28 protein-coding genes are annotated in these 23,428 nt (G+C 46.4%); 27 read left to right on the top strand and 1 reads right to left on the bottom strand.

Translation table 11 applies throughout. The annotated features are described in order from the left end of the window. Positions 1–2 precede the first annotated feature (2 nt). The 5 genes from AC3IPL_RS09315 to pyrG all read left to right on the top strand — a co-directional run bounded on the left by AC3IPL_RS09315 (position 3) and on the right by pyrG (position 5,528). Positions 3–1,181 (top strand): acetyl-CoA C-acetyltransferase, encoded by a 1,179-nt coding sequence (locus AC3IPL_RS09315; RefSeq protein ID WP_489240793.1) that lies wholly within the window; start codon positions 3–5, stop codon positions 1,179–1,181. Continuing rightward, the gene (locus AC3IPL_RS09310; protein ID WP_489242339.1) at positions 1,178–1,987 is read left to right on the top strand and encodes a GNAT family N-acetyltransferase; all 810 of its coding nucleotides are present in this window, start codon (positions 1,178–1,180) and stop codon (positions 1,985–1,987) included. Before AC3IPL_RS09315 ends, AC3IPL_RS09310 begins: the two co-directional genes overlap by 4 nt. A 67-nt stretch (positions 1,988–2,054) precedes the next feature. Then, entirely contained in the window at positions 2,055–3,179 is a 1,125-nt protein-coding gene (locus tag AC3IPL_RS09305; RefSeq protein WP_489240792.1) for an acyl-CoA dehydrogenase, read from the top strand. 86 nt (positions 3,180–3,265) lie between these two features. Next, complete coding sequence (gene rpoE, locus AC3IPL_RS09300) at positions 3,266–3,793, top strand: DNA-directed RNA polymerase subunit delta (RefSeq protein ID WP_489240791.1); 528 nt, start codon at positions 3,266–3,268, stop codon at positions 3,791–3,793. Between the two features lie 139 nt (positions 3,794–3,932). Further along, positions 3,933–5,528: a CTP synthase gene (pyrG, locus tag AC3IPL_RS09295; RefSeq protein WP_489240790.1), complete on the top strand. Its 1,596-nt coding sequence runs from the start codon at positions 3,933–3,935 to the stop codon at positions 5,526–5,528. 197 nt (positions 5,529–5,725) lie between these two features. On the opposite strand, the gene AC3IPL_RS09290 is transcribed toward pyrG, so the two are convergent. Then, positions 5,726–6,226 carry a DUF2529 family protein gene (locus tag AC3IPL_RS09290; protein WP_489240789.1) on the bottom strand — a complete coding sequence of 167 codons (501 nt, stop codon included), beginning with the start codon at positions 6,224–6,226 and terminating at the stop codon, positions 5,726–5,728. 60 nt (positions 6,227–6,286) lie between these two features. Here AC3IPL_RS09290 and AC3IPL_RS09285 point away from each other — a divergent pair, with 60 nt between their 5' ends. The 22 genes from AC3IPL_RS09285 to AC3IPL_RS09180 all read left to right on the top strand — a co-directional run bounded on the left by AC3IPL_RS09285 (position 6,287) and on the right by AC3IPL_RS09180 (position 23,413). Continuing rightward, a complete protein-coding gene (locus tag AC3IPL_RS09285; RefSeq protein WP_489240788.1) occupies positions 6,287–6,649 on the top strand; it encodes a response regulator in 363 nt (120 codons plus the stop codon). Between the two features lie 76 nt (positions 6,650–6,725). Continuing rightward, on the top strand, positions 6,726–7,583 hold the full coding sequence (fdaB, locus tag AC3IPL_RS09280; protein WP_489240787.1) for a class IIb fructose-bisphosphate aldolase FdaB: 858 nt from the start codon (positions 6,726–6,728) through the stop codon (positions 7,581–7,583). Positions 7,584–7,781: 198 nt separating this feature from the next. Next, complete coding sequence (gene murA, locus AC3IPL_RS09275; RefSeq protein WP_489240786.1) at positions 7,782–9,044, top strand: UDP-N-acetylglucosamine 1-carboxyvinyltransferase; 1,263 nt, start codon at positions 7,782–7,784, stop codon at positions 9,042–9,044. Between the two features lie 93 nt (positions 9,045–9,137). Then, a complete protein-coding gene (locus AC3IPL_RS09270; RefSeq protein ID WP_489240785.1) occupies positions 9,138–9,473 on the top strand; it encodes a winged helix-turn-helix transcriptional regulator in 336 nt (111 codons plus the stop codon). 108 nt (positions 9,474–9,581) lie between these two features. Beyond that, on the top strand, positions 9,582–10,559 hold the full coding sequence (glpX, locus tag AC3IPL_RS09265; RefSeq protein ID WP_489240784.1) for a class II fructose-bisphosphatase: 978 nt from the start codon (positions 9,582–9,584) through the stop codon (positions 10,557–10,559). A gap of 221 nt (positions 10,560–10,780) precedes the next feature. Further along, positions 10,781–12,097 carry a transcription termination factor Rho gene (gene rho / locus AC3IPL_RS09260; protein WP_489240783.1) on the top strand — a complete coding sequence of 439 codons (1,317 nt, stop codon included), beginning with the start codon at positions 10,781–10,783 and terminating at the stop codon, positions 12,095–12,097. Between the two features lie 107 nt (positions 12,098–12,204). Further along, positions 12,205–12,462, top strand: coding sequence for a type B 50S ribosomal protein L31 (locus AC3IPL_RS09255; protein ID WP_489240782.1), 258 nt, complete (start codon positions 12,205–12,207; stop codon positions 12,460–12,462). A gap of 119 nt (positions 12,463–12,581) precedes the next feature. Beyond that, positions 12,582–13,160, top strand: a complete 579-nt coding sequence (locus AC3IPL_RS09250; RefSeq protein WP_489240781.1) for a thymidine kinase — start codon at positions 12,582–12,584, stop codon at positions 13,158–13,160. Position 13,161: 1 nt separating this feature from the next. After that, a complete protein-coding gene (gene prfA / locus AC3IPL_RS09245) occupies positions 13,162–14,238 on the top strand; it encodes a peptide chain release factor 1 (protein WP_489240780.1) in 1,077 nt (358 codons plus the stop codon). Then, the gene (prmC, locus tag AC3IPL_RS09240; protein ID WP_489240779.1) at positions 14,225–15,061 is read left to right on the top strand and encodes a peptide chain release factor N(5)-glutamine methyltransferase; all 837 of its coding nucleotides are present in this window, start codon (positions 14,225–14,227) and stop codon (positions 15,059–15,061) included. Before prfA ends, prmC begins: the two co-directional genes overlap by 14 nt. Before the next feature lie 89 nt (positions 15,062–15,150). Continuing rightward, positions 15,151–16,158 carry an L-threonylcarbamoyladenylate synthase gene (locus tag AC3IPL_RS09235; protein WP_489240778.1) on the top strand — a complete coding sequence of 336 codons (1,008 nt, stop codon included), beginning with the start codon at positions 15,151–15,153 and terminating at the stop codon, positions 16,156–16,158. An 8-nt stretch (positions 16,159–16,166) separates the two neighbouring features. Then, positions 16,167–16,595: a low molecular weight protein arginine phosphatase gene (locus AC3IPL_RS09230; RefSeq protein ID WP_489240777.1), complete on the top strand. Its 429-nt coding sequence runs from the start codon at positions 16,167–16,169 to the stop codon at positions 16,593–16,595. Between the two features lie 64 nt (positions 16,596–16,659). Continuing rightward, on the top strand, positions 16,660–17,112 hold the full coding sequence (rpiB, locus tag AC3IPL_RS09225) for a ribose 5-phosphate isomerase B (protein ID WP_489240776.1): 453 nt from the start codon (positions 16,660–16,662) through the stop codon (positions 17,110–17,112). After that, complete coding sequence (locus AC3IPL_RS09220; protein WP_489240775.1) at positions 17,099–17,629, top strand: TIGR01440 family protein; 531 nt, start codon at positions 17,099–17,101, stop codon at positions 17,627–17,629. Before rpiB ends, AC3IPL_RS09220 begins: the two co-directional genes overlap by 14 nt. 23 nt (positions 17,630–17,652) lie before the next feature. Beyond that, positions 17,653–18,891, top strand: coding sequence for a serine hydroxymethyltransferase (glyA, locus tag AC3IPL_RS09215; protein WP_489240774.1), 1,239 nt, complete (start codon positions 17,653–17,655; stop codon positions 18,889–18,891). A 36-nt stretch (positions 18,892–18,927) separates the two neighbouring features. Then, positions 18,928–19,557 (top strand): uracil phosphoribosyltransferase, encoded by a 630-nt coding sequence (gene upp / locus AC3IPL_RS09210; protein WP_489240773.1) that lies wholly within the window; start codon positions 18,928–18,930, stop codon positions 19,555–19,557. 20 nt (positions 19,558–19,577) lie between these two features. Then, complete coding sequence (wecB, locus tag AC3IPL_RS09205; protein ID WP_489240772.1) at positions 19,578–20,717, top strand: non-hydrolyzing UDP-N-acetylglucosamine 2-epimerase; 1,140 nt, start codon at positions 19,578–19,580, stop codon at positions 20,715–20,717. Between the two features lie 188 nt (positions 20,718–20,905). Then, complete coding sequence (locus AC3IPL_RS09200; RefSeq protein ID WP_489240771.1) at positions 20,906–21,259, top strand: ATP synthase subunit I; 354 nt, start codon at positions 20,906–20,908, stop codon at positions 21,257–21,259. A gap of 24 nt (positions 21,260–21,283) precedes the next feature. Continuing rightward, positions 21,284–22,006, top strand: a complete 723-nt coding sequence (gene atpB, locus AC3IPL_RS09195; protein ID WP_489240770.1) for a F0F1 ATP synthase subunit A — start codon at positions 21,284–21,286, stop codon at positions 22,004–22,006. Between the two features lie 44 nt (positions 22,007–22,050). Beyond that, on the top strand, positions 22,051–22,272 hold the full coding sequence (gene atpE, locus AC3IPL_RS09190; RefSeq protein ID WP_489240769.1) for a F0F1 ATP synthase subunit C: 222 nt from the start codon (positions 22,051–22,053) through the stop codon (positions 22,270–22,272). 83 nt (positions 22,273–22,355) lie between these two features. Continuing rightward, the gene (locus AC3IPL_RS09185; protein WP_489240768.1) at positions 22,356–22,880 is read left to right on the top strand and encodes a F0F1 ATP synthase subunit B; all 525 of its coding nucleotides are present in this window, start codon (positions 22,356–22,358) and stop codon (positions 22,878–22,880) included. After that, on the top strand, positions 22,880–23,413 hold the full coding sequence (locus AC3IPL_RS09180; RefSeq protein ID WP_489240767.1) for a F0F1 ATP synthase subunit delta: 534 nt from the start codon (positions 22,880–22,882) through the stop codon (positions 23,411–23,413). The genes AC3IPL_RS09185 and AC3IPL_RS09180 overlap by 1 nt, the downstream gene beginning before the upstream one ends. Positions 23,414–23,428: the final 15 nt, after the last annotated feature.

Here is a 23,428-nt window from a genome sequence, read left to right as displayed (position 1 = left end):
AGATGACTGAGGTAGTAATTGTTGCTGGTAAGAGAACACCATTTGGCAAGCTCGGCGGAAGTCTGAAATCAAAGACGGCAGGTGAACTTGGCGGCATCGCGATTAAAGGGGCGCTTGACAGCATTAACTTGGCACCTGATTCGGTTGATGCGGTCATCATGGGTAACGTGCTGCAGGCAGGACAGGGACAGCTCCCGTCACGTCAGGCGCAGAAGCATGCGGATATTCCGTTCACTGTGCATACTGAAACGGTCAACAAAGTTTGTGCGTCAGGTATGCGTGCCGTGTCTCATGCGATGGATCAGATTAAGCTCGGCCATTATCAGACAGTCGTTGCAGGCGGTATGGAATCCATGTCGAACGCTGTATTCTATTCGAAGGATATGCGCTACGGCAAGATGATGGGGAATGTTGAGTTCATCGACGGCCTTATCTATGATGGTCTGACATGCAGCTTTACCGGCGGGCATATGGGGGTGTACGGTGACCAGACGGCAGCAAAGTTCAACTTGACCCGTGAACAGCAGGATCAGTTCAGCTATGAGTCACACCAGAAGGCCATCCATGCGATTGATTCCGGTCTGTTTGACGAAGAGATTGTACCTGTTGAAGTGAAGACACGCAAACAGACGATCATCGTCGACAAAGATGAAGCGCTGCGCCGCGATACGACAGTCGACAAACTGGGCGCACTGAAACCGGCCTTCGTTAAAGACGGTGGAACTGTAACAGCAGGCAATGCACCGGGCATCAACGACGGCGCTTGTGCACTAGTCGTCATGACTAGAGAACAGGCAGAGCAGCGGGGCTGTGATGTACTGGCGACACTGCTTGCGCACAGTGAAATCGGTGTAGCTCCGGAACGTTTCCCTGAAACGCCGGGACTCGTCATCAATAAGCTCCTTGAGGAACAAGGCTTGACCTCTGATGATGTGACGTTATTTGAAATGAACGAAGCGTTCAGTTCAGTAGCGCTTGCCAGCCAGCAGATTGCACAGCTACCATCAGAAAAAATAAATAAAAACGGAGGGGCAGTGGCTCTTGGCCATCCAATCGGTGCTAGCGGCGCCCGGATCATTCTCACACTGATTCACAGCTTGAAACGTGAAGGTGGCGGAAAAGGGATTGCTGCGATCTGCAGCGGCGGTGGACAGGGGGACGCTATTCTCCTGGAGGTATAACAGTGGAATATAACGGTTCAAGAATCGATATCGTACAATACAACGAGAAATATAGGGCACAGCTGGAAGCATTTGAACTGGAGGAGCGTCAACTGATCTACTCATCGCTGCCGAAAGATGTACTGGATGAAGGGTTGATGGATCCGAACAGAAGGCCGTGCATCGTGCTGAACAAAGAAGGGCAGGTCGTCGGGTTCTTTGTGCTTCATCAATATTATCAGCACGAAGGCTATGATACACCGATCAACGCAGTATACGTCAGAAGCCTGTCAATCAATTCACAGCTTCAAGGATCAGGATATGGTACAGAGATTATGATGAACATCCCGTCGTTTGTTCAGACGGTGTTTCCGGATTTCGAACATCTGTATTTAGTCGTCGATGCCGAAAATCAGGCAGCATGGAACTTATATGAACGGGCAGGATTCCTGCATCTGGCGACTAATCCTGAAGGGCCGATCGGCAAAGAGCGGCTTTATTACCTGGATCTCGAAGGCAAATATGTTTCCAAGCTGCGCCTCGTGAAGCAGGACCAGCATATTATCCTTGAAAAAGACGGTGAGCCTGCAGGTCGTATTAAGCTTGACATTGAAGGAGAGACCGCGTACATCACTTCATTTGAAGCAGATGATGCAGCAGTAAGAGAGAGTGCGCTGCGTCAACTGGCGACGTTCGTCCGTAAACATCAACCGGATGTACTGAAACTTGTCGTCTCAACGAATGAGCCGGATGATTATTTGAACGCAAATTTTGTTCATATGGACCAGCAGGAACCGGACGTATTAACTAAACTCATCAAATATTAATGCATAAGCAGCTGAATCATGAGTAGATGATGATTGAGCTGTTTTTATGCGGCAAAGGGGAAGACGCATGGATTTTAAATTGACGGATGAACAGCAGATGCTGAAGAAGATGGTGCGGGAGTTTGCGCTTGAGCGCATCGGCCCGACCGTCAAAGAACGGGACCAGCAGGCACGGTTTGACCGGTCATTGTTTCAGGAGATGGGGGACCTTGGACTGACGGGAATAGTTATTCCTGAAGCCTATGGTGGCGCGGGCATGGATTATTTAAGCTATTCCCTCTGCCTTGAAGAACTATCGCGGGTCGATGCGTCGATGGGTGTGACATTATCGGTGCATGTGTCGCTCGGCTGTGTGCCGATCTACCGCTTTGGAACGGATGCGCTGAAAGACAAGTATTTACCCAGATTGACGAGCGGCGAATACTTGGCGGCCTATGCATTAAGTGAACCGGATGCAGGAAGCGACGTCCAGGCGATGAAGCTTACAGCGCGGACGGCTGACGGGGGCTATATACTGAATGGGAGTAAAATCTGGATCACGTCAGGCGGCTACGCTGATATTTATATCGTTTTCGCCCGGCTGGACGGTGAAGTCACGTGCTTTGTCATTGACGGTAACAACGACGGGCTGTCAGTCGGCAAGAAGGAAGATAAGATGGGACTCAGGTCATCAGCAACGACTGAAATCATATTCGAAGACGTCTTTGTACCGGCAGACCATGTGCTCGGGGCAGTCGGTGAAGGATTCAAAATAGCGATGGCGGCACTGGACGGTGGTCGGATGGGCATTGCCTCACAGGCAGTCGGCATCGCACAAAGTGCACTCGACCATGCGGTGGACTATGCCAATACGCGGGAGACATTCGGCAAGAAGATCATTCTGCATCAAGGCGTTGGATTTATGCTGGCGGACATGGCTGCGGAGATAGAAGCGGCGAGACTGCTCACCCGTCAGGCAGCATGGTATTTGTCAAACGGTCAGCCGAATACGAAGATGAGCAGCATGGCGAAACTGTTTGCTGCCGACACTGCGATGAAAGCGGCGACAGATGCTGTCCAGATCTTCGGCGGTTACGGCTATACGACGGATTATCCGGTCGAACGCATTATGCGGGACGCCAAGATCACACAGATCTATGAAGGGACACAGCAGATTCAGAGGCTCGTCATTTCACGGCAGCTCATGCGCTAACAAAATTTACTGGAAAAACAGCCGGGTTCTTGATATGATGAACTGTGAATAAAAATCGACTGAACGAGCTGAAAGGACGAACATTAATGAAAATCAGTGACTATACTAAAGAAATGATGAACGAGAACTCATTCATTGACCTTGCCTACCTCTATTTAAGCGAGCAGGGCAAAGATACAGGCCTTTATGATATGATCGATGAATTTAAAAAAATCGGTGGCTATAAAGATGAAGAGATTGAAACACGTGTGCTTCAATTTTATACTGACTTGAATACAGACGGCCGCTTCCTGTCTACAGGCGAAAGTATCTGGGGGCTGCGCGACTGGTATTCAGTGGACGACATCGAAGAAAAAATCGCACCGACTATTCAGAAATTCGACGTTCTTGACGAAGATGAAGATGATGCTAACATCGTCCTTCTTGGTGAAGAAGAAGTGGAAGATGAGCTTGATCTAGTCGTTGAAGGCGGTTCTGATGAAGAGAACTTGGAAGATCCTGAAGACGAAGAAGTGGAAGACGAGATTGATTCAGCTGGACTTGTCGTTGAAGAAGATGAGTTCGAAGATGATGAAGATGAAGATGAAGATTACGGCGAAGAAGAAGAAGAATAGGTTCGTTATTGACATTACTGTTAAAAGTGATTATTATTTTACTTGGGCTCCTTTAATTAGGACAAACGTATAAACCAATACGCTCCCTTTGCGATCTGCAAAAGGAGCGTTTTTTATTTTTTTATTCAGGAGGAACGTAATGACTAAATTTATTTTTGTAACTGGCGGCGTTGTTTCGTCATTAGGTAAAGGGATTACAGCAGCAAGTTTAGGACGATTATTGAAAGACCGTGGATTGAATGTGACCATCCAGAAATTTGACCCGTACTTGAACGTCGATCCAGGAACGATGAGTCCGTATCAGCACGGTGAAGTATTCGTGACAGACGACGGTGCGGAGACGGACCTTGACCTCGGACACTATGAGCGTTTCATCGACATCAACTTAAATCAGTATTCCAACGTGACAGCAGGGAAAGTGTATTCCCATGTCTTGAAAAAAGAACGTCGCGGTGATTATTTAGGCGGGACTGTGCAGGTCATCCCGCACATTACGAACGAAATTAAATCACGTCTGCTGCTTGCCGGCGAAAGCACAAAAGCAGATGTCGTCATCACAGAAATCGGTGGTACGACAGGGGACATTGAATCACTGCCATTTTTAGAATCGATCCGTCAGATCAAGAGCGATCTCGGCCGTGAAAATGTCATGTACATTCACTGTACACTGCTCCCTTACATTAAAGCAGCAGGTGAAATGAAAACGAAACCGACTCAGCACAGTGTGAAAGAACTGCGCGGACTAGGCATCCAGCCGGACATGATCGTTGTCCGTACGGAATACGAAATGACGCAGGACTTACGCGACAAAATCGCTTTGTTCTGTGACATCGATAAACAATCAGTCATCGAATGCCGTGATGCAGACACGTTATATCAAGTGCCTTTAGCATTAAAAGCACAGAAGATGGACGACATCGTCATCAACCGTCTCAGTCTTGAGGCATCTGAAGAAGCAGAAATGACGGAGTGGACTAAATTACTGGAAACTGTTCGTCACTTAAACGGTAAAACACGCATCGCGTTAGTCGGTAAATATGTCACGCTGCAGGATGCTTACTTGTCAGTCGCTGAAGCATTGAAGCATGCAGGTTATGAGTTCGGCAAAGAAGTAGAGATCAAATGGATCAATTCAGAACAATTGGATGTAACAAATTTCAAAGAAGAACTGAGTGATGTTGACGGTATTTTAGTGCCGGGTGGATTTGGTGAACGCGGCATTGAAGGAAAGATTTTAGCGACGCAGTATGCTCGTGAGAACAATATCCCGTTCCTCGGCATCTGTCTCGGTATGCAGCTGGCAACTGTTGAGTTCGCACGAAACGTCGTTGGTCTTGAAGGTGCACACTCTGCAGAGCTTGACCCGAATACGCCGTACCCGGTCATCGCCCTGCTGCCTGACCAGAAAGATGTCGTCGATCTAGGTGGAACACTGCGTCTCGGCTTATATCCATGTCAGCTGGTTGAAGGTACAAAAGCACATGAAGCATATGGGGAGTCATTAGTTCACGAACGTCACCGTCACCGTTATGAGTTCAACAATGAATTCCGTCAGCGCCTTGAAGAAAAAGGACTGGTCTTCTCAGGAACATCACCTGACGGCCGTCTTGTCGAAATCGTTGAGATTCCTGATCATAAATGGTTTGTCGCTTGTCAGTTCCATCCGGAATTTTTATCACGTCCGACAAGACCACAGCAATTGTTCAGAGGATTTGTCGAAGCAACACTTAAATAATATGATGAAAGCCGCTCATAACGATGGAGCGGCTTTTGTTGTAGGAAGACACAAAACATGGCCCTCAAACAGGGTTAGAGGGCCACGTCTGAGGGAAAATCATGAAATCACACAAAACATGGCCCTCAAACAGGATTAGAGGGCCACGTTTGAGCGGAAATCACAAAATCATACAAAACATGGCCCTCTTATCTATTTTATTCTGCTTCTTCTTCCAGCAGTTCTTTCATGCCTGCATAAATTACGTAATAGATGTAGTTCATCGCCATCATATGAGGGCGGATAATACGACTGAAGTCTTCTGCCGGCACAATCGCACGTGGTGTAGACAAGTCGATGAAATTCATACTGGTAATACGTTCGTCTTTGTTACATACAAGAATGTAATCGATATTAAATGCTTCCAGATCTTTAATATATTCAATGACAGCTTCATCATAAGTATCGGCCATCAACAATACTCGGTCCGTTTGGTCGAGGACGGATTCAGTAATCATCTTTTCAGCGCCGAACAAACTTTCTTCACTGTCAGCGACAAACTCTTCGAAATGGCGCAGGTCGCCGAATCCTTTGACGTAAATTTTCCCTTCACCGACGACTGCCTGGGCGAGTAAGCGTGAGGCAATATCAAGCTCGGTTTCCTGCGCGTCGATCTTCTTGAAAATACCGTTCAACTGCGTATTGAATATCTTTAACATTAAAATCCTTCTTTCTGTTATTTATAGTACAATTCTAATATAAAAGAGAGGTGGAAGACAATGGTACGCATTTTGGTCATTGATGATGAGAAGAACATCAGACTGCTGTTAAAAGAGATTTTCTCCATGTATGGGTTTACGACCGATGAAGCAGAAAATGGTCAAGCGGGGCTTCTTATGCTTGAGCAATCACAGTATGACCTTGTGTTCCTGGATAAGCGGATGCCTGTGATGAGCGGGGAGGAGACGTTGAGGAAGCTGAGAGCACATAGCCGGATTCCTGTTTATTTAATCTCTGCCTACCAGACGAACGAAGAAATTGACCGGATTATCAACCTAGGGATTGACGGAATTTTAATGAAGCCGTTTTCAATTGCTGATGTAGCAAAAATCGCTGAAAAATATAGTGATGACAAGGTTTAAAGTTATGCAAATACACGAATTGTCTGCTATACTAATGACATAATATTGTGCAGCAGCACACAAGGAGGATTTTTTCATGCCATTAGTTTCTATGAAAGAAATGTTAATCCAGGCTAAAGAAGGCGGTTATGCGGTAGGTCAGTATAACATCAACAATTTAGAGTTCACACAAGCAATTCTTGGCGCTTCTCAAGAAGAGAACGCACCAGTCATTCTTGGTGTATCTGAAGGCGCTGGAAAATACATGGGCGGATTCTACACTGTAGTAAAAATGGTTGAAGGTTTAATGAAAGACATGAACATCACTGTTCCTGTAGCGATTCACTTAGACCACGGTTCTAGTTTCGACAAATGTAAAGAAGCGATCGATGCTGGTTTCACATCTGTCATGATCGATGCTTCTCACCATTCATTTGAAGAGAACGTTGAAATCACTAAACAAGTCGTAGAATATGCACATTCTAAAGGAGTTTCTGTAGAAGCTGAATTAGGTCGTGTCGGCGGTCAGGAAGATGACGTCGTATCTGACGGTGTGGTCTATGCAGATGCTCGCGAATGTCAGGAACTTGTTGAAAAAACAGGTATCGACTGCTTAGCACCAGCACTTGGTTCTGTACACGGTCCTTACAAAGGTGAACCAAACCTTGGATTCAAAGAAATGGAAGAAATCGGCGCTGCGACCGGCTTACCATTAGTATTACATGGTGGTACTGGTATCCCGACTAAAGATATCACTCGTGCCATTTCTTTAGGAACAGCTAAAATCAACGTCAACACTGAAAACCAGATCGCTTCTGCTAAAGCAGTACGTGATACATTGAATAATGATGCTGACGTCTACGATCCACGTAAATATCTCGGACCTGCACGTGAAGCAATCAAAGCAACTGTTCAAGGTAAAATCCGTGAGTTCGGTACATCTGGCAAAGCTTAATCAGAAAGAATTAATACAAGCACATCAGCTCGGCTGATGTGCTTTTTTTCTTGACTTTTTGCTTGATTTTGAATTATATTTAAAGTCGCAAATTCTATATTTTGCTATTATTCAATGGATAAACTTACAATAATAATGAGAATAATATGATGAAACTTAATCATGTGTTTTTTATGGGAATAGAAAAGGAGTACGGACATGTCAGAAGAAGTGATCAAGATAAGAGGTGGTAACCCACTTCGCGGTAAAGTGCAGATCAGCGGTGCTAAAAACAGTGCAGTAGCGCTTATTCCTGCTACATTGATGGCGCAAGGTGTTGTGAAGCTGGAAGGACTGCCGGAAATTTCAGATGTCGTGACATTGATGAGTCTGCTGGATGACTTGAATATTAAAACAACGCTTAATGGCGACTTGCTTGAGGTAGACTCGAGTGAAGCAGTCAATCTGCCGCTGCCGAACAACAAAGTACAGTCATTACGTGCTTCATATTATATGATGGGTGCGATGCTCGGACGTTTCAAAAAATGTACGATCGGACTTCCTGGCGGCTGCCCGCTTGGTCCGCGTCCTATCGACCAGCATATTAAAGGATTTGAAGCTCTAGGTGCTACTGTGACAAACGACATGGGTGCGATGCATCTTGAAGCGGAAGAACTCATCGGCGCGAAAATCTTTCTTGACGTTGTGAGCGTCGGTGCAACAATCAATATTATGCTTGCTGCGAGTATGGCCAAAGGTAAAACAGTGATTGAAAACGCAGCGAAAGAACCAGAAATTGTTGATGTAGCAACATTGCTGAACAATATGGGTGCTAAAATCCGCGGGGCAGGGACAGATACACTGAAAATCGAAGGTGTTGAGCACCTGCACGGGACTACACATACGATTATTCCTGACCGTATCGAAGCGGGCACTTATATGTGTGCGGCTGCTGCGATGGGTGAAGAAGTTGTGATTGAAAATATCATCCCGCTGCATATGGAGCCGCTGACAGCGAAACTCATTGAAATGGGTGTTGATGTCGAAGTAGGTGAGGACAAAGCTGTGATCCGTAAATCTGGACCATTGTCCCCGTTGACGATTACGACTAATGTCTATCCAGGCTTCGCCACTGACCTGCAGCAACCGTATACACCGCTGCTACTCATGACGACAGGCGAGAGCACGGTGACCGATACGATTTATCCTGCACGTTTCAATCACGTAGCAGAACTTGCTAGAATGTCTGCTGACATCAAGGAAGCAGGCGGTACGGCAACTATCAAACCGTCAAAACTGACAGGGGCGGAAGTAGCAGCGAGCGACTTACGTGCCGGTGCATGTCTGGTCATCGCCGGGCTGACCGCTGAAGGAATTACGACTGTCTACAACGTTAAACATATCGACCGCGGCTACAGCGGTATCGTCGAGAAGCTAAAAGCACTAGGTGCCGATATTTGGCGCGAAACTATCGAAGCATAGCCTCCTTTTATCAGGAGGTTTTTAATTTTATATATAAATTATATTTGATATATTTTTTATACCATGATATAATAGGATTGTGAGGTGAGAGATATGGAAATGTGTCCTTATTTAGAAGAAACTTTTAAGATTCTTGGACGCAGCTGGAATGGGTTATTAATTAACTATCTTTCACGCTGTGATGACCATGCTGCTCATTTTTCAGACATCAAACGTGATCTGAAGTCCATTACACCTAGAGCGCTGAGCCTTAAACTGGCAGAACTTGCAGAGTGGGGCTTAGTAGAGAAGAAAGTCTTGACGACTACACCTTTATCAATCAAATACATTTTGACTCCGAAAGGCTATGCCTTGAGTCAAGCAATGATTCCTATAGAAGAATGGGCTCAGGACAACATTGAGCTGACAAGTGAAGCAAGCAGCCATTAAGCAGATGGCTGCTTTTTTTGTGGTTGCTGACAATCTTTGATTATGCTATTTGTTAAATGTGTTATACTATTTTTGAAAGTATGATCATGATAGCAAAGGAGAATGATGATGGAACGTAGTTTATCAATGGAATTAGTTCGTGTCACAGAAGCGGCTGCCCTGCAAAGTGCGCGCTGGGTAGGTAAAGGATTGAAAAATGAAGCGGATGACGCAGCAACTACTGCGATGCGTGAAGTATTTGATACAATTCCTATGGATGGTGTAGTGGTGATTGGTGAAGGCGAAATGGACGAAGCACCGATGCTGTATATCGGTGAGAAACTGGGTACTAAAGAGGGTCCGGAGATTGATATTGCTGTAGACCCGCTTGAAGGGACGATTCTTGTTGCTGAAGGTAGCTGGAATGCGTTGACCGTTCTCGCTGTGGGTGACCGCGGTACGTTGCTCCATGCACCCGACATGTATATGGAGAAGATCGCTGTCGGCCCTGAATGTGTCGGCGTTGTTGATATTTCTAAAAGTGTCACTGAAAACCTCCATGCTGTCGCTAAAGCCAAGAACAAAGATATTACGAATGTCACTGCGACATTACTGAACCGTGAGCGTCATGCCGGTATCATCAAAGAAATTCGCGAAGCGGGTGCCCGCATTAAGCTGATTGAACATGGTGACGTTGCAGCAGCTGTAAATACGGCCTTTGATTTCACCGGTGTCGATATTCTATTCGGTTCAGGCGGTGCTCCTGAAGGCGTCATCGCAGCGGTCGGTCTCAAGGCACTGGGCGGTGATTTTCAAGGGATTCTCCTTCCAGAAAATGCAGAGCAGGAAGAGCGCTGCCGTAACATGGGTATTGAGCCGAACACAGTACTGAAGCTCGATGACATGGTCAAAGGGGACGACGCTATTTTTGCGGCGACCGCGGTCACTGACGGCGAACTCCTTAAAGGCGTTCAGTTCAAAGGTGGTTTCGCTGAGACGCATTCATTAGTCATGCGTGCGAAATCCGGGACAGTCCGTTTCATTCAAGGACGCCACAGCCTGGAGAAAAAACCAGGACTGACTATCGATAGTAACGACCATATTTAAGGTGACTGCTGAAATTATTAAATAGTGAACATATGAAGGCCAAGTGGTTGCTGATTCCGGCAATTTCCTGGCCTTCAATCTCTGAATAGTCCCAGTGAGTTTGCTTTGAAATTTAATTGATTCGTGTTAAACTGTGGAAGTTATCCACGCACGTCCTCATCTTATTCTTCCTTTTTTCACAAATACACAATATGACTACAATGATAAATAGAAGGTGCTATATGATAGAAAAACAACGCACAAGCCCTCAGTATGAGTCATTCGATAAACTGTACAAAAACAGTACGACGAAAGAACTCACTGCACGTGCTAAAGAACTGGGTCTTGTCAATTACAGCAAACTGAATAAAAAAGAACTGGTCCTTGCCGTGATGGAGAAGCAGATGGAGCAGGATGGTAATTACTATATGGAAGGAATTCTTGACGATATTCAGGCAGACGGCTACGGCTTCCTGCGGACAGTCAATTACTCCAAAGGTGAAAAAGACATCTACATCTCTGCCAGTCAGATCCGCCGCTTTGAAATCAAGCAGGGCGACAAAGTAACAGGTAAAGTCCGTAAACCGAAAGAGAACGAGAAGTATTACGGCCTGCTGCAAGTCGACTTCGTCAATGACCAAAACGCAGAAGAAGTAAAAAAGCGGCCTCACTTCCAGGCGCTGACACCGCTCTATCCAGACCGTAGAATTAAGCTTGAAACAAGGAAGACGGCTTATTCGACCCGGATCATGGACCTAGTGACACCGATCGGCTTCGGTCAGCGCGGAATGATCGTCGCACCGCCGAAAGCAGGCAAGACGTCACTGCTGAAAGAGATTGCCAATGCCATCTGCACGAATCATCCTGAAGCCAAGCTCTTCATTCTGCTGATCGGCGAACGTCCGGAAGAAGTGACAGATCTTGAACGTTCAGTGGAGCAGGCGGAAGTCGTCCACTCGACATTTGATGAACCGCCGGAGCACCACGTCAAAGTGGCGGAGCTGCTGCTGGAACGCGCAAAGCGTCTCGTAGAGCTTGGTGAGGATGTTATTATCCTGATGGACTCCATCACTCGTCTGGCGCGTGCCTATAACTTAGTCGTTCCACCGAGCGGCCGGACATTATCAGGCGGCCTTGATCCAGCCAGCCTGCACCGTCCGAAAGCATTCTTCGGTGCTGCCCGCAATATTGAAGCAGGCGGCAGTCTGACCATTCTTGCGACAGCGCTTGTTGAAACGGGATCCCGTATGGATGATATGATCTACGAGGAATTCAAAGGGACCGGGAACATGGAACTGACGCTCGACCGAAAGCTTGCAGAAAAACGCGTCTATCCGGCGATTGATATTCGCAGAAGTTCAACGCGTAAAGAAGAACTGCTGCTGGAACCGAAAGAACTCGAGATGATCTGGCAGCTTAGAAACTTGTTTACTGAGCAGCAGGACTTCACTGAACGTTTCCTGCGCCGCCTGAAACAGAGCGACAGCAATGAAGATTTCTTCAAACAGCTCGGTGATCGCATGGAAATGAGTGCGAAAACCGGTAAACCGATCATATAATTAACAGTTGCATTTTGACGGGCAAGCCTATATAATATGTAAGTATTGACGTGAAATATCACGAATAACTCTGTTCCAGATGGTCCAGGGCAAAGGAGCTGAAAATAATGAAACAAGGAATTCACCCGGAATACCGTAAAGTAATCTTCTTAGATTCTACTACAGACTTTAAATTCTTAAGCGGTTCTACTCGTTCTTCAAAAGAAACGATGACATGGGAAGATGGTAACGAGTATCCAGTTATCCGTTTAGATATCTCTTCAGATTCTCATCCATTCTACACAGGTCGTCAGAAATTCGCTTCTGCAGATGGTCGTGTTGAGCGTTTCAACAAAAAATTCGGTCTTAAAAGCAGCAACGAATAATTTAGAGAAAGAAGTTCCACATTCAGCTTTGCTGGGTGATGGGACTTTTTTTGTACATAAGTTTCACTGTGAACTATGATATAATAAAGCGATTATGTGTAAAAAAGGTGGCCGTAATTATGTATGAAAGTTATTCCGCAGGTTGGATAGAATGTATCGCCGGCAGTATGTTCAGCGGTAAGAGTGAAGAGCTCATCAGAAGATTGAGACGCGGCCTGTATGCCAAGCAGAAAGTCGTCGTCTTCAAACCGGAAATTGACAACCGTTATAGTATGGACGCTGTCGTCTCACATAACGGCACTCAAATAGAGGCGCATAACGTCGCACGTTCTGAAGAGATATTGGACTATGTGACGAGTGATGTCGATATTGTCGCCATCGATGAAGTGCAGTTCTTTGATCCGGGTGTTGTCGCTGTCGCAACGACACTTGCTGAGGCAGGGCACCGCGTCATTGTCGCAGGACTGGATATGGATTTCAAAGGAGTACCTTTTGATCCTGTGCCCGAACTGATGGCAGTGAGTGAACATGTCACTAAGCTGCAGGCTGTATGTGCTGTCTGCGGCGCGCCGTCGTCAAGAACGCAGCGGCTGATTGACGGACAACCTGCACATATCAATGATCCGATTATTTTGATCGGTGCCAAAGAAAGCTATGAACCACGATGCCGTGAGCATCATATCGTAAAGGAGGATTAATATGTTTGATCAATTAGATATCGTAGAAGAACGCTATGAGCAATTAAATGAATTACTGAGTGATCCAGATGTTGTGTCGGACACGGACAAACTGCGTCAATATTCAAAGGAACAGTCCGATCTGCATAAGACGGTTGAAGTCTATAGAAATTACAAATCAGTCAAAGAACAGCTGGACGAAGCGCTGGAAATGATGAGTGAGACGTCTGACCCTGAAGAAGAGGCGATGATCAAAGAAGAGATCAATGAACTCAAACCTCAAATCCCTGTACTGGAAGAGGAACTGAAAGTGCTGCTGATACCAAAAGACCCGAATGACGACAAAAACGTCGTGATGGAAATTCGTGGCGCAGCAGGGGGAGATGAAGCAGCAATCTTCGCAGGAGACTTGTTCCGCATGTATTCGCGCTTTGCTGAAGAGCAGGGCTGGAAAATCGATGTGATGGAGACGAACGAAGCAGATCACGGCGGCTACAAAGAGATCAGTTTCACGATTATCGGTAACGGGGCTTATTCGATGCTCAAATTCGAAAACGGAGCACACCGTGTACAGCGTATTCCAACGACGGAAAGCGGCGGTCGGATTCACACGTCCACTGCTACAGTAGCTGTACTTCCTGAAGTGGAAGACGTGGAAGTGGATATTAGAAACGAAGACCTGCGAATAGAAACGTACCGTTCAAGTGGTTCTGGTGGTCAGCACGTCAACACGACTGACTCTGCCGTCCGTATTACCCATATACCGACCGGTCTCGTGGCGACAAGCTCTGAAAAATCTCAGATCAAAAACCGTGAGAAAGCATTGAAGCTGCTGAAAACACGTGTTTTTGACAAGATGCTGCAGGAAGAACAGGCGAAATATGCTGAACAGCGTAAGTCCGCTGTCGGTACGGGTGACCGTTCTGAGCGTATCCGGACGTACAACTATCCGCAGAATCGCGTGACTGACCACCGGATCGGTCTGACGATTCAGAAGCTGGATCAGATTATGGAAGGCAAAGTGACTGAAATTATCGAAGCACTGACGATTGCTGAACAGACAAGTAAGCTTGAAGCATTGAACGATGGCGTTCTTTAAGCCGTCCGAACTGACAGCAGCCGGTCGCAGCACGTTGACAGATCACGGCCAGCCCGGCATTGGTGCATTATTTTTGATGATGGACTTGTTTGACTTGTCGCAGATAGAGGTCACGCTCGACAAGCGGCTGCTGAGTGCAGAGGATGCGGCACGTTACGAAGCAGGTATTAACGCGTTATGTCATGATGTGCCGCTTGCTCACATTACTGGATTCCAGGAATTCTACGGTCGTAAGTTCACAGTGACAGCAGACACATTGGTGCCCCGTCCTGAAACAGAAGAACTCGTCCAGAAAGCACTGTCCGCTCAGCGCGGGGGTGTCGCTGCTGACATCGGGACAGGAACGGGTTGTATCGGCATCACGTTGGATCTCGAAGCAGATTTGACAGTGTACTGTACAGATATCAGCGGGGCAGCTCTTGACGTTGCCCGCACGAATGCAGAAGCGCTGAACAGCACTGTCATCTTAAGACAGGGGGATCTTTTGTCGCCGCTCATAGCAGAAGGCATCAAGCTTGATCTGCTGGTGTCGAACCCCCCGTATATCGCTGAAAGTGAAACGTCATTGATGACGGCATCCGTGCTTGACTATGATCCGCATTTAGCGCTATTTGCAGACGACCACGGTCTTGCGCTGTATAAACGAATCATCGATGAACTGCCGCTTGTCATGACAGCGGGAGGTTATGTCTTCTTTGAGATCGGTCATGCACAAGGGTCAGCGCTGACAGACTATGTGACTGAAAGATACAGTGTGACTGTCCATGTGGAACAAGATATGAATCAGCTTGACCGGATTCTCTGGTTCAAGTGGTGTGAATAAGTTATGCACAATTTAGAAAAGTTATCCACAATTTGTGCATAACTTTTTATTATGTAATAAAATAGACTTATGAGAAGGGAGTTAATGTGATGGAAACATATGTTTGGGATGTTCGTAACTATGTGGACGACTTATCCACATATCCACAAATCGGTGAAATTACTGCTGCTTTTCATGCGGATGAACTTGTTGCGATACCGACTGAGACAGTCTATGGTCTCGCAGCCAATGCCTATAGCAGTGAAGCAGTCGGCAAGGTCTATGCGGCGAAAGGACGCCCGAGCGATAATCCACTCATCGTCCATATTCACCGTAGCGACCAGCTTGACTTCATTGACGCTGTTCATCCGGCTGCGCGTCAGCTGATGGATGAATTCTGGCCGGGCGCCATTTCATTTATTCTGCCGGTCAAGGCGGGGATGCTCGCGCCGCAAGTGACTGCAGGACTGTCGTCGGTTGCTGTCAGAATGCCGAAAGACCGGGTCGCACGTCAGCTATTGCAGATTACGGACCTGCCGCTTGCAGCACCGAGCGCTAACTTAAGCGGTCGTCCGTCACCGACTCAATTTGACCATGTACTGGAAGATTTAGATGGTAGAATTTACGGTATCATACAAGGGCCGGACAGTGATATAGGGATTGAGAGCACGGTCGTCGACTGCACGAGCTATCCGTTCAAGATTGCGCGGCCGGGCAGTATTACAGAATCGATGCTTGAAAGTGTCGTTCCGGGCTGTATCACTGAGGCGGATTACAATGCTGAAGCTCCGATAGCACCCGGCATGAAATACCGGCATTATGCACCGAACAGCCCGGTTCAGCTCATTGACGGCGGCATTCGTTCCGCATTGACAGTTGATGCAGCAACAGCAGTCATCGCGCCGGAAAGCGTCCGGAAATGGATTGACGGCGGCCACTTTTATCCGCTCTGCGCTGATGAACATGACATCGAAACAGCGGCAGCTCGTCTGTATGACGTACTGCGCTCAATCGATCATAACCATGCAGTCAAGCAGATTATATTAAGCGGCTTTGAACGTACGGAAGCGGCACGCGCGCTGATGAACCGTATCGACAAAGCATCGTCTGGACAGTAGGAGGCACTATGAGAATTATATTTGTATGTACCGGCAATACGTGCCGGAGTCCACTCGCTGAAAGCATCGCAAAGTCACTGTCGGACGCTCATGACTTCACGTCACGCGGATTGTCGGCATTTGACGGTGCACCGGTATCGCAGCATTCCCGCACATTGATCCATCAGCACGGGCTGCCGGAACCGTCACCTGCACAGCAGTTCTCTCAACAAGATGCAGACGTCGATCTGATTGTTACGATGTCAGCCGACCACAAACGCTATATCGAGCTGATGTATCCAGAGGCCAACGTCTATACACTCAGTGAATATGCAGCAGGCGAAACCCGCAATATTAACGATCCTTACGGCGGCGAACTGCGTGACTATGAACGCGTGTATGACGAAATTGAACACTATGTCCGACAATTGTTAGAAAAATTGGACAATGGTCAATAAATGCTCGAGGAAACCAGTTAAATGAGCTATAATGAAGTGTAAATGCTAAAAGGAGGTCACTGTTATGAAAGTTGCCATCGCAAGCGATCATGGAGGCTTTGAATATAAGGAAGCCATCAAGAACCGTCTCAATGAACTGAACATCGACTATGAAGATTTTGGGACACATTCACCGGAGTCTGTTGATTATCCGGATTATGCACGCCCCGTGGGAGAAGCCGTGACAAGCGGCCGGGCGGATAGAGGGATTCTCATCTGCGGCACGGGAGTCGGCATGAGCATTGCAGCGAACAAAGTCAAAGGCGTACGCTGTGCCCTAGTGCATGATGTGTTCACTGCCAAGCTGACAAGACATCACAATGATTCCAACGTCATTGCGATGGGTCAGCGGGTCATCGGTGAAGGTCTGGCACTGATGATTATCGAAACATGGTTAAGTGAATCATTTGATGGCGGTCGTCATCAACAACGTCTAGACAAACTGGCGGAGCTTGAAGAACATAATGGCAGACATTAATCAGCTGCTTGATGAACTAATAGCAATCGACTTTTTTAAGGCGGGTGAGCTCTGTGTCATCGGCTGTTCAACTTCTGAAGTCATCGGTCAGAAGATCGGTACGCACAGCTCGGATGAAGTAGCGGCAGAACTGCTCGCTGCATTCGAGTCTGTGGCAGCAGAGACAGGGGTCACTTTCTGCTTCCAGGGCTGTGAACATATCAACCGGGCATTGACGATGGAGCGGGAGACAGCTGTCCGCTATCAGCTGGAACCGGTCTCCGTAATACCGGTCAGACAGGCAGGCGGCAGTATGAGTGCAGCAGCCTACCGGAGTATGATTGATCCCGTCGTCGTTGAACATGTTCAGGCCGACTGCGGCATCGATATCGGTCAGACATTGATTGGCATGCATATTAAGCACGTGCAGATTCCAATCAGAGTTCAGACGAAGAAGATCGGCGATGCAGTCGTCACAATCGCTGCGCATCGTCCGAAGCTTATCGGAGGACCACGCGCACAGTACACTCGTACATAACACAAAGAAAAGAGGGAGTTATATTGTCTACTTTACAAACACAGGATCAGCAGCTATGGCAAGCAATGCAGCAGGAGAAGGACAGACAGAGCAATAATATCGAACTGATTGCTTCTGAAAACTTCGTATCTCAGGCAGTGATGGAAGCTCAAGGGTCTGTACTGACCAACAAATATGCTGAAGGTTATCCGGGTAAGCGGTATTACGGCGGCTGTGAGTTCGTCGATGTCGTGGAAAATCTGGCGCGTGACCGTGCAAAGGAACTGTTCGGTGCTGAACACGCCAACGTCCAGCCGCACTCCGGTTCACAGGCCAATATGGCAGTATACCGCGTGGCACTGGAAGCAGGCGACACGGTACTTGGTATGGATTTAAATCACGGCGGTCATTTGACGCACGGTTCAAAAGTGAACTTCAGCGGCATTGATTACCAATTCGTAGCCTATGAAGTAGACAAGGAAACAGAAGCTATCGACTACGCGGAAGTGAGACGTCTGGCGAATGAACATCAACCGAAATTAATCATTGCAGGGGCTTCTGCTTATGCCCGTCAGATTGACTTCGCTGAATTCAAATCTATCGCTGACGAAGTCGGTGCAAAACTGATGGTCGACATGGCGCATATCGCTGGTCTTGTCGCTGCTGGATTACATCCGAATCCAGTCCCTCATGCAGATTTCGTGACGACAACGACGCACAAAACATTGCGCGGTCCGCGCGGCGGCATGATTTTATGTAAGGAAGAATACGCCAAAGCCATCGACAAAGCGATTTTCCCTGGTATTCAAGGCGGCCCGTTAATGCACGTTATCGCAGCAAAAGCAGCGGCGTTCGGCGAAGCACTGCAGCCTGAGTTCAAGGCTTATCAGCAGCAAGTAGTGGACAACGCCAAAGCATTGAGTGAAGGATTGAAAGAACGCGGCCTGAGAATTGTCTCCGACTACACTGAAAACCATGTGTTCCTGATTGATGTGACGACCGTGAACTTAACGGGTAAAGTCGCTGAACATGCGCTTGATGCAGTCGGTATTACGACTAACAAAAATACCATTCCTTTTGACGAGCAGAGTCCGTTCGTGACAAGCGGTATCCGCATCGGAACACCAGCCGTGACAACGCGCGGCTTCAAAGCACAGGAAATGAAAGAAATCGCTGATATTATCGCTGACGTCTTGAACGCTCCGGAGAATGAAGAAGTATTGGCACAGGCAAAGCAGAAAGTCACAGCATTGACAGACCGTTTCCCGCTGTACGACAACTAAACAGCAATGAACAGATTAAAGAAGTGAGGTGCATTTATGGGTAAAGTACATGTATTAGACCACCCATTGATTCAACATAAATTAAGCTATATCCGAGATATAAATACAGGAACTAAAGAATTTCGTGAACTGGTCGATGAAGTCGGCATGCTGATGGCTTACGAAGTGTCACGTGACTTAGAACTACAGGATGTGACGATTGATACACCGGTAACAAGGATGACAGCAAAGCGCCTGTCAGGTAAGAAGGTAGCAGTCGTTCCTATTCTGCGCGCAGGACTCGGGATGACTGACAGCGTCTTGAAGATGATTCCAGCTGCACGTGTCGGCCATATCGGTCTATACCGTGACCCTGAAACATTGCAGCCGGTCGAATATTTCGCAAAGCTGCCACAGGATATTAAGGAGCGTGACTTTATCGTTGTCGATCCGATGCTTGCAACTGGCGGCTCTGCAATCGAGGCCATCAATTCCTTGAAGAAACGAGGAGCGACGAAAATTCGCTTCATGTGTCTCATTGCTGCTCCAGAAGGCGTCAAACTGCTTGAAGAAGCGCACCCGGATGTTGATATTTACATCGCTGCATTAGATGAGAAGTTAGATGATCATGGTTATATCGTTCCTGGTCTCGGCGACGCAGGAGATCGACTGTTTGGTACGAAATAATACTTAGGAGCTCTTAAACGATGAAAAAAATTATGACGATTTTCGGCACACGACCTGAAGCCATCAAAATGGCGCCGCTTGTTCTGCAGCTTAAAAAAGACCCTGAACTTGAACCGATTGTAGTCGTGACAGCACAGCACCGTGAAATGTTGGACCAGGTGCTTGATATTTTTGATATCACACCGGATTATGACCTGGATATTATGAAGGCCGGACAGACATTGACTGAAGTGACTGCCCGCGTGCTGACAGGACTAGAGTCTGTCATTCAGGAAGCACAGCCGGATATGATTTTAGTGCATGGAGATACGACAACGACCTTTGCCGGCAGTCTTGCAGCACTCTATAATGAAGTGGCCATCGGTCACGTGGAAGCAGGCTTACGGACGTGGCAGAAATATTCCCCGTTCCCTGAAGAGATGAACCGTCAGATGACTGGTGTATTAGCAGACCTGCATTTTGCGCCGACTGCTGAAGCGGCAGACAACTTACTGCGCGAAAATAAGCCGGCAGACCGCGTCGTCATCACAGGAAACACAGCAATCGATGCGCTGAAAACTACTGTTCAAGAAGATTATAAGAGCGATATCATTGAGCAGACAGACGAGAAGATCATACTGCTGACCGCTCACCGCAGAGAAAATATCGGGCAGCCGATGCATAATATTTTTAGAGCAGTACGCCGTATCGTCGATGAGCATGACGATGTCAAAGTCGTCTATCCGATGCACAAAAATCCAAAAGTACGTGACATCGCTGGTCTATATTTAGCGGACCACAATCGTATCGAATTGATTGAGCCGCTCGACGTCATCGATTTCCATAACTTTGCGGCGAGAAGTCATTTCATCCTGACTGATTCAGGAGGCGTACAGGAGGAAGCACCGTCACTCGGTAAGCCGGTCATCGTACTGCGTGATACGACTGAACGCCCTGAAGGAGTAAAGGCAGGGACACTGAAACTTGCCGGCGTCGAAGAAGAAGCCATCTACAACTTGACCAATGAGCTGCTGACTGACGCATCTATCTATCAGGAAATGAGTCAGGCAAGCAACCCATACGGAGATGGCCGCACATCTGAACGGATTTGTGATCATATTAAATATTATTTTAACTTGACAGAGTCAAAACCCGAACCATTCAAGGTAGAAGGAAAATAATTTCATTCGATTTAAAACTTTTTTAACAAATCGAGATATATATGTCTAAAATGTGAACTATGGGTGAAGAATTATTATAGCGAGTTTTTCTGAGAGCATTGACACATATTTTACCCTATATTATTATAAACTTTGGAATGAAACGGTTTTCATCTCCATGAAAACTATTTCAAAGGAGACATAGTCCTATGTCCGAATTCAAAACTTTTTTCAAGCTTTATCTGCAATACTTTCTCTACTTAATCCTCGCTGTCCTTGTTGTGTATTTGATGACAGGAAGCAGCTTTGCATTAGGATTAGTCATCGGCACTATCGCGTCAGCTTGCAGTGCCTTTGTGTGGCATCACTACCTTAATCGAGCGATTAACAGTGATTCGCTGCACATCTCAAGTGGCTCAGGTCTACGCTTTTTAATAGCAGTCATGGCCTGTCTCTTCTGGGTGCGATTTCCTGATGCCATCAGCATTTATGGAATCGCATTTGGCCTCGCATTAACGTATGTGATGATCCTCATACATACATTCATCAGTTTGAAACACTAATACATAATAGGAAGAGGTGAAGAAATGGAACACGGATCACCGCTTTATACTTGGCATTTCATGGGTCAAGACATCATCTTCAATCTGAGTTCAATCTTAATGGTTATCATTACTGCTTTGATTGTATTATTGATTGCAGTGTTATGTACAAGACGCTTAAGTGTCAGACCAGCTGGTGCCCAGAACTTTATAGAATGGATTTTCGACTTTACCCGCGGAATTATCAACAGCAACATGGACTGGGGTAGAGGTGCACGTTTCCACTTTTTAGCGGTTACGTTACTATTGTTCATCTTTGTGGCGAACATGCTCGGATTACCGTTTTCAGTTGTCACGGGTCACACGTTATGGTGGAAATCACCGACAGCAGATGCAACCGTCACATTGACGTTATCGACAATGATCATTTTATTGACGCATTACTATGGTATCAAGATGCGCGGTGCAGGCAATTACTTCAAGAGCTTTGCACAGCCGGTCTGGTTCATGGTACCGTTCAAGATTATTGAAGAATTCTCTTCAACATTGACGCTCGGTCTTCGACTTTACGGTAACATCTTTGCAGGTGAAGTATTACTTGGATTATTATCTGGTATTGCAGCAGGAGGCTTACTCGGCTTCTTCGGTGCAGCGATTCCGATGATTATCTGGCAGGCTTTCTCTATTTTTGTCGGCTCAATTCAGGCCTACATTTTCGTTATGTTATCAATGGTATACATGTCACACAAAGTGTCGGAAGACCATTAATATAAAATAAAAAAACAATTATATTTCTTAGGAGGAAATTATTAATGAATTTATTAGCAGCAGCAATCGCAATTGGTTTAGCAGCACTTGGCGCAGGTATCGGTAACGGTTTGATCGTTTCACGTACAGTTGAAGGGGTTGCTCGTCAACCTGAAGCACGTGGTCCTTTAATGACAATCATGTTCATCGGTGTCGGTTTAGTTGAGGCACTTCCAATCATCGCGGTAGTAGTAGCGTTCATGGTAATGAACGGCGTATCTAACTAATATATAGAATCGTTACGGCGAAGTCTGAAATAGATTTCGCCATTCATTTATGAATATAACTGCGGTGAAAGGAGCGTTAAGACGTGAATTACTTTTTATTAGGTCATGCTGCTGATACAGCAGCGACAGGTGTTCAATGGGGAACCATTGTTGTTACTTTACTTACATTTTTAATCTTACTTGCATTACTACGTAAATTTGCGTGGGGTCCACTTAAAAAAATCATGGACGATCGTCAAAATACAATCAATTCAGATATCGACAATGCAGCAGCTCAAAATGCAGACGCTAAGCGCTATGCAGATGAAAACAAAGCATTGTTACAACGCACACAGACAGAAGTTCAAACGATTCTTGAAAATGCTAAAACTCAAGCGAAACGTGAACATGAAGAAATTCTTCATGCAGCAAACTCTAGAGCGAACAAGCTTGTAGAAGATGCTCAAGTTGAAATCGAAAATGAAAAACAGCGTGCAATTGCAGACATCAATGATCGTGTCGCAGAACTTTCTGTATTGATTGCTTCTAAAGTCATCAATAAAGAAATCAATGAAGCTGACCAGCAGAACCTTGTGCGCCAGTTCATTCAAGAGGCAGGCGATAAATAATGGTACATATCGCAAAAAAATACGCTGAGAGCTTATTCGAAGTCAGCCGTGACAACGGCGTCCAAGAAAGCGTTCATGCTGATTTACAGCAGATTAAACAAGCAGTGAACGGCAGTAAAGCTTATCAGCTCTTTACAGAAGACCCTAAAGTATCGACAGATGCACGCATCCAATTCGTCAAAGATACATTCAACGGTGTCGATCAGCCATTGCTGAACTTGCTGCAGATACTTGCAGAGCGTAAACATTTGAATCTCGTGAGTGAAATCGCAGATAACTATGAATTTTATTACAATGAATACAATGAACAACAATATATGAAGGTTGAATCTGTCTATCCGTTATCCAGCGATGAACTAGACGCAATCGGTCAATCATTCATTAACCGAACAGGCTACAAAAAGTTGCTGCTTGAGAATATCATCAATCCAGAATTGATCGGTGGTATCCGCGCAACGATTGGTACAACTGTCTATGACGGTTCAATCCAGAATGAGCTGAAACAAATCGAAAAATCATTTCACCAACAATAATATTTCTAAGGAGTG

Source organism: Macrococcus sp. GL_134, assembly GCF_057834705.1.
Note: the sequence above shows the minus strand (reverse complement) of the source record. Positions and strands in the feature narration are given on the sequence as shown.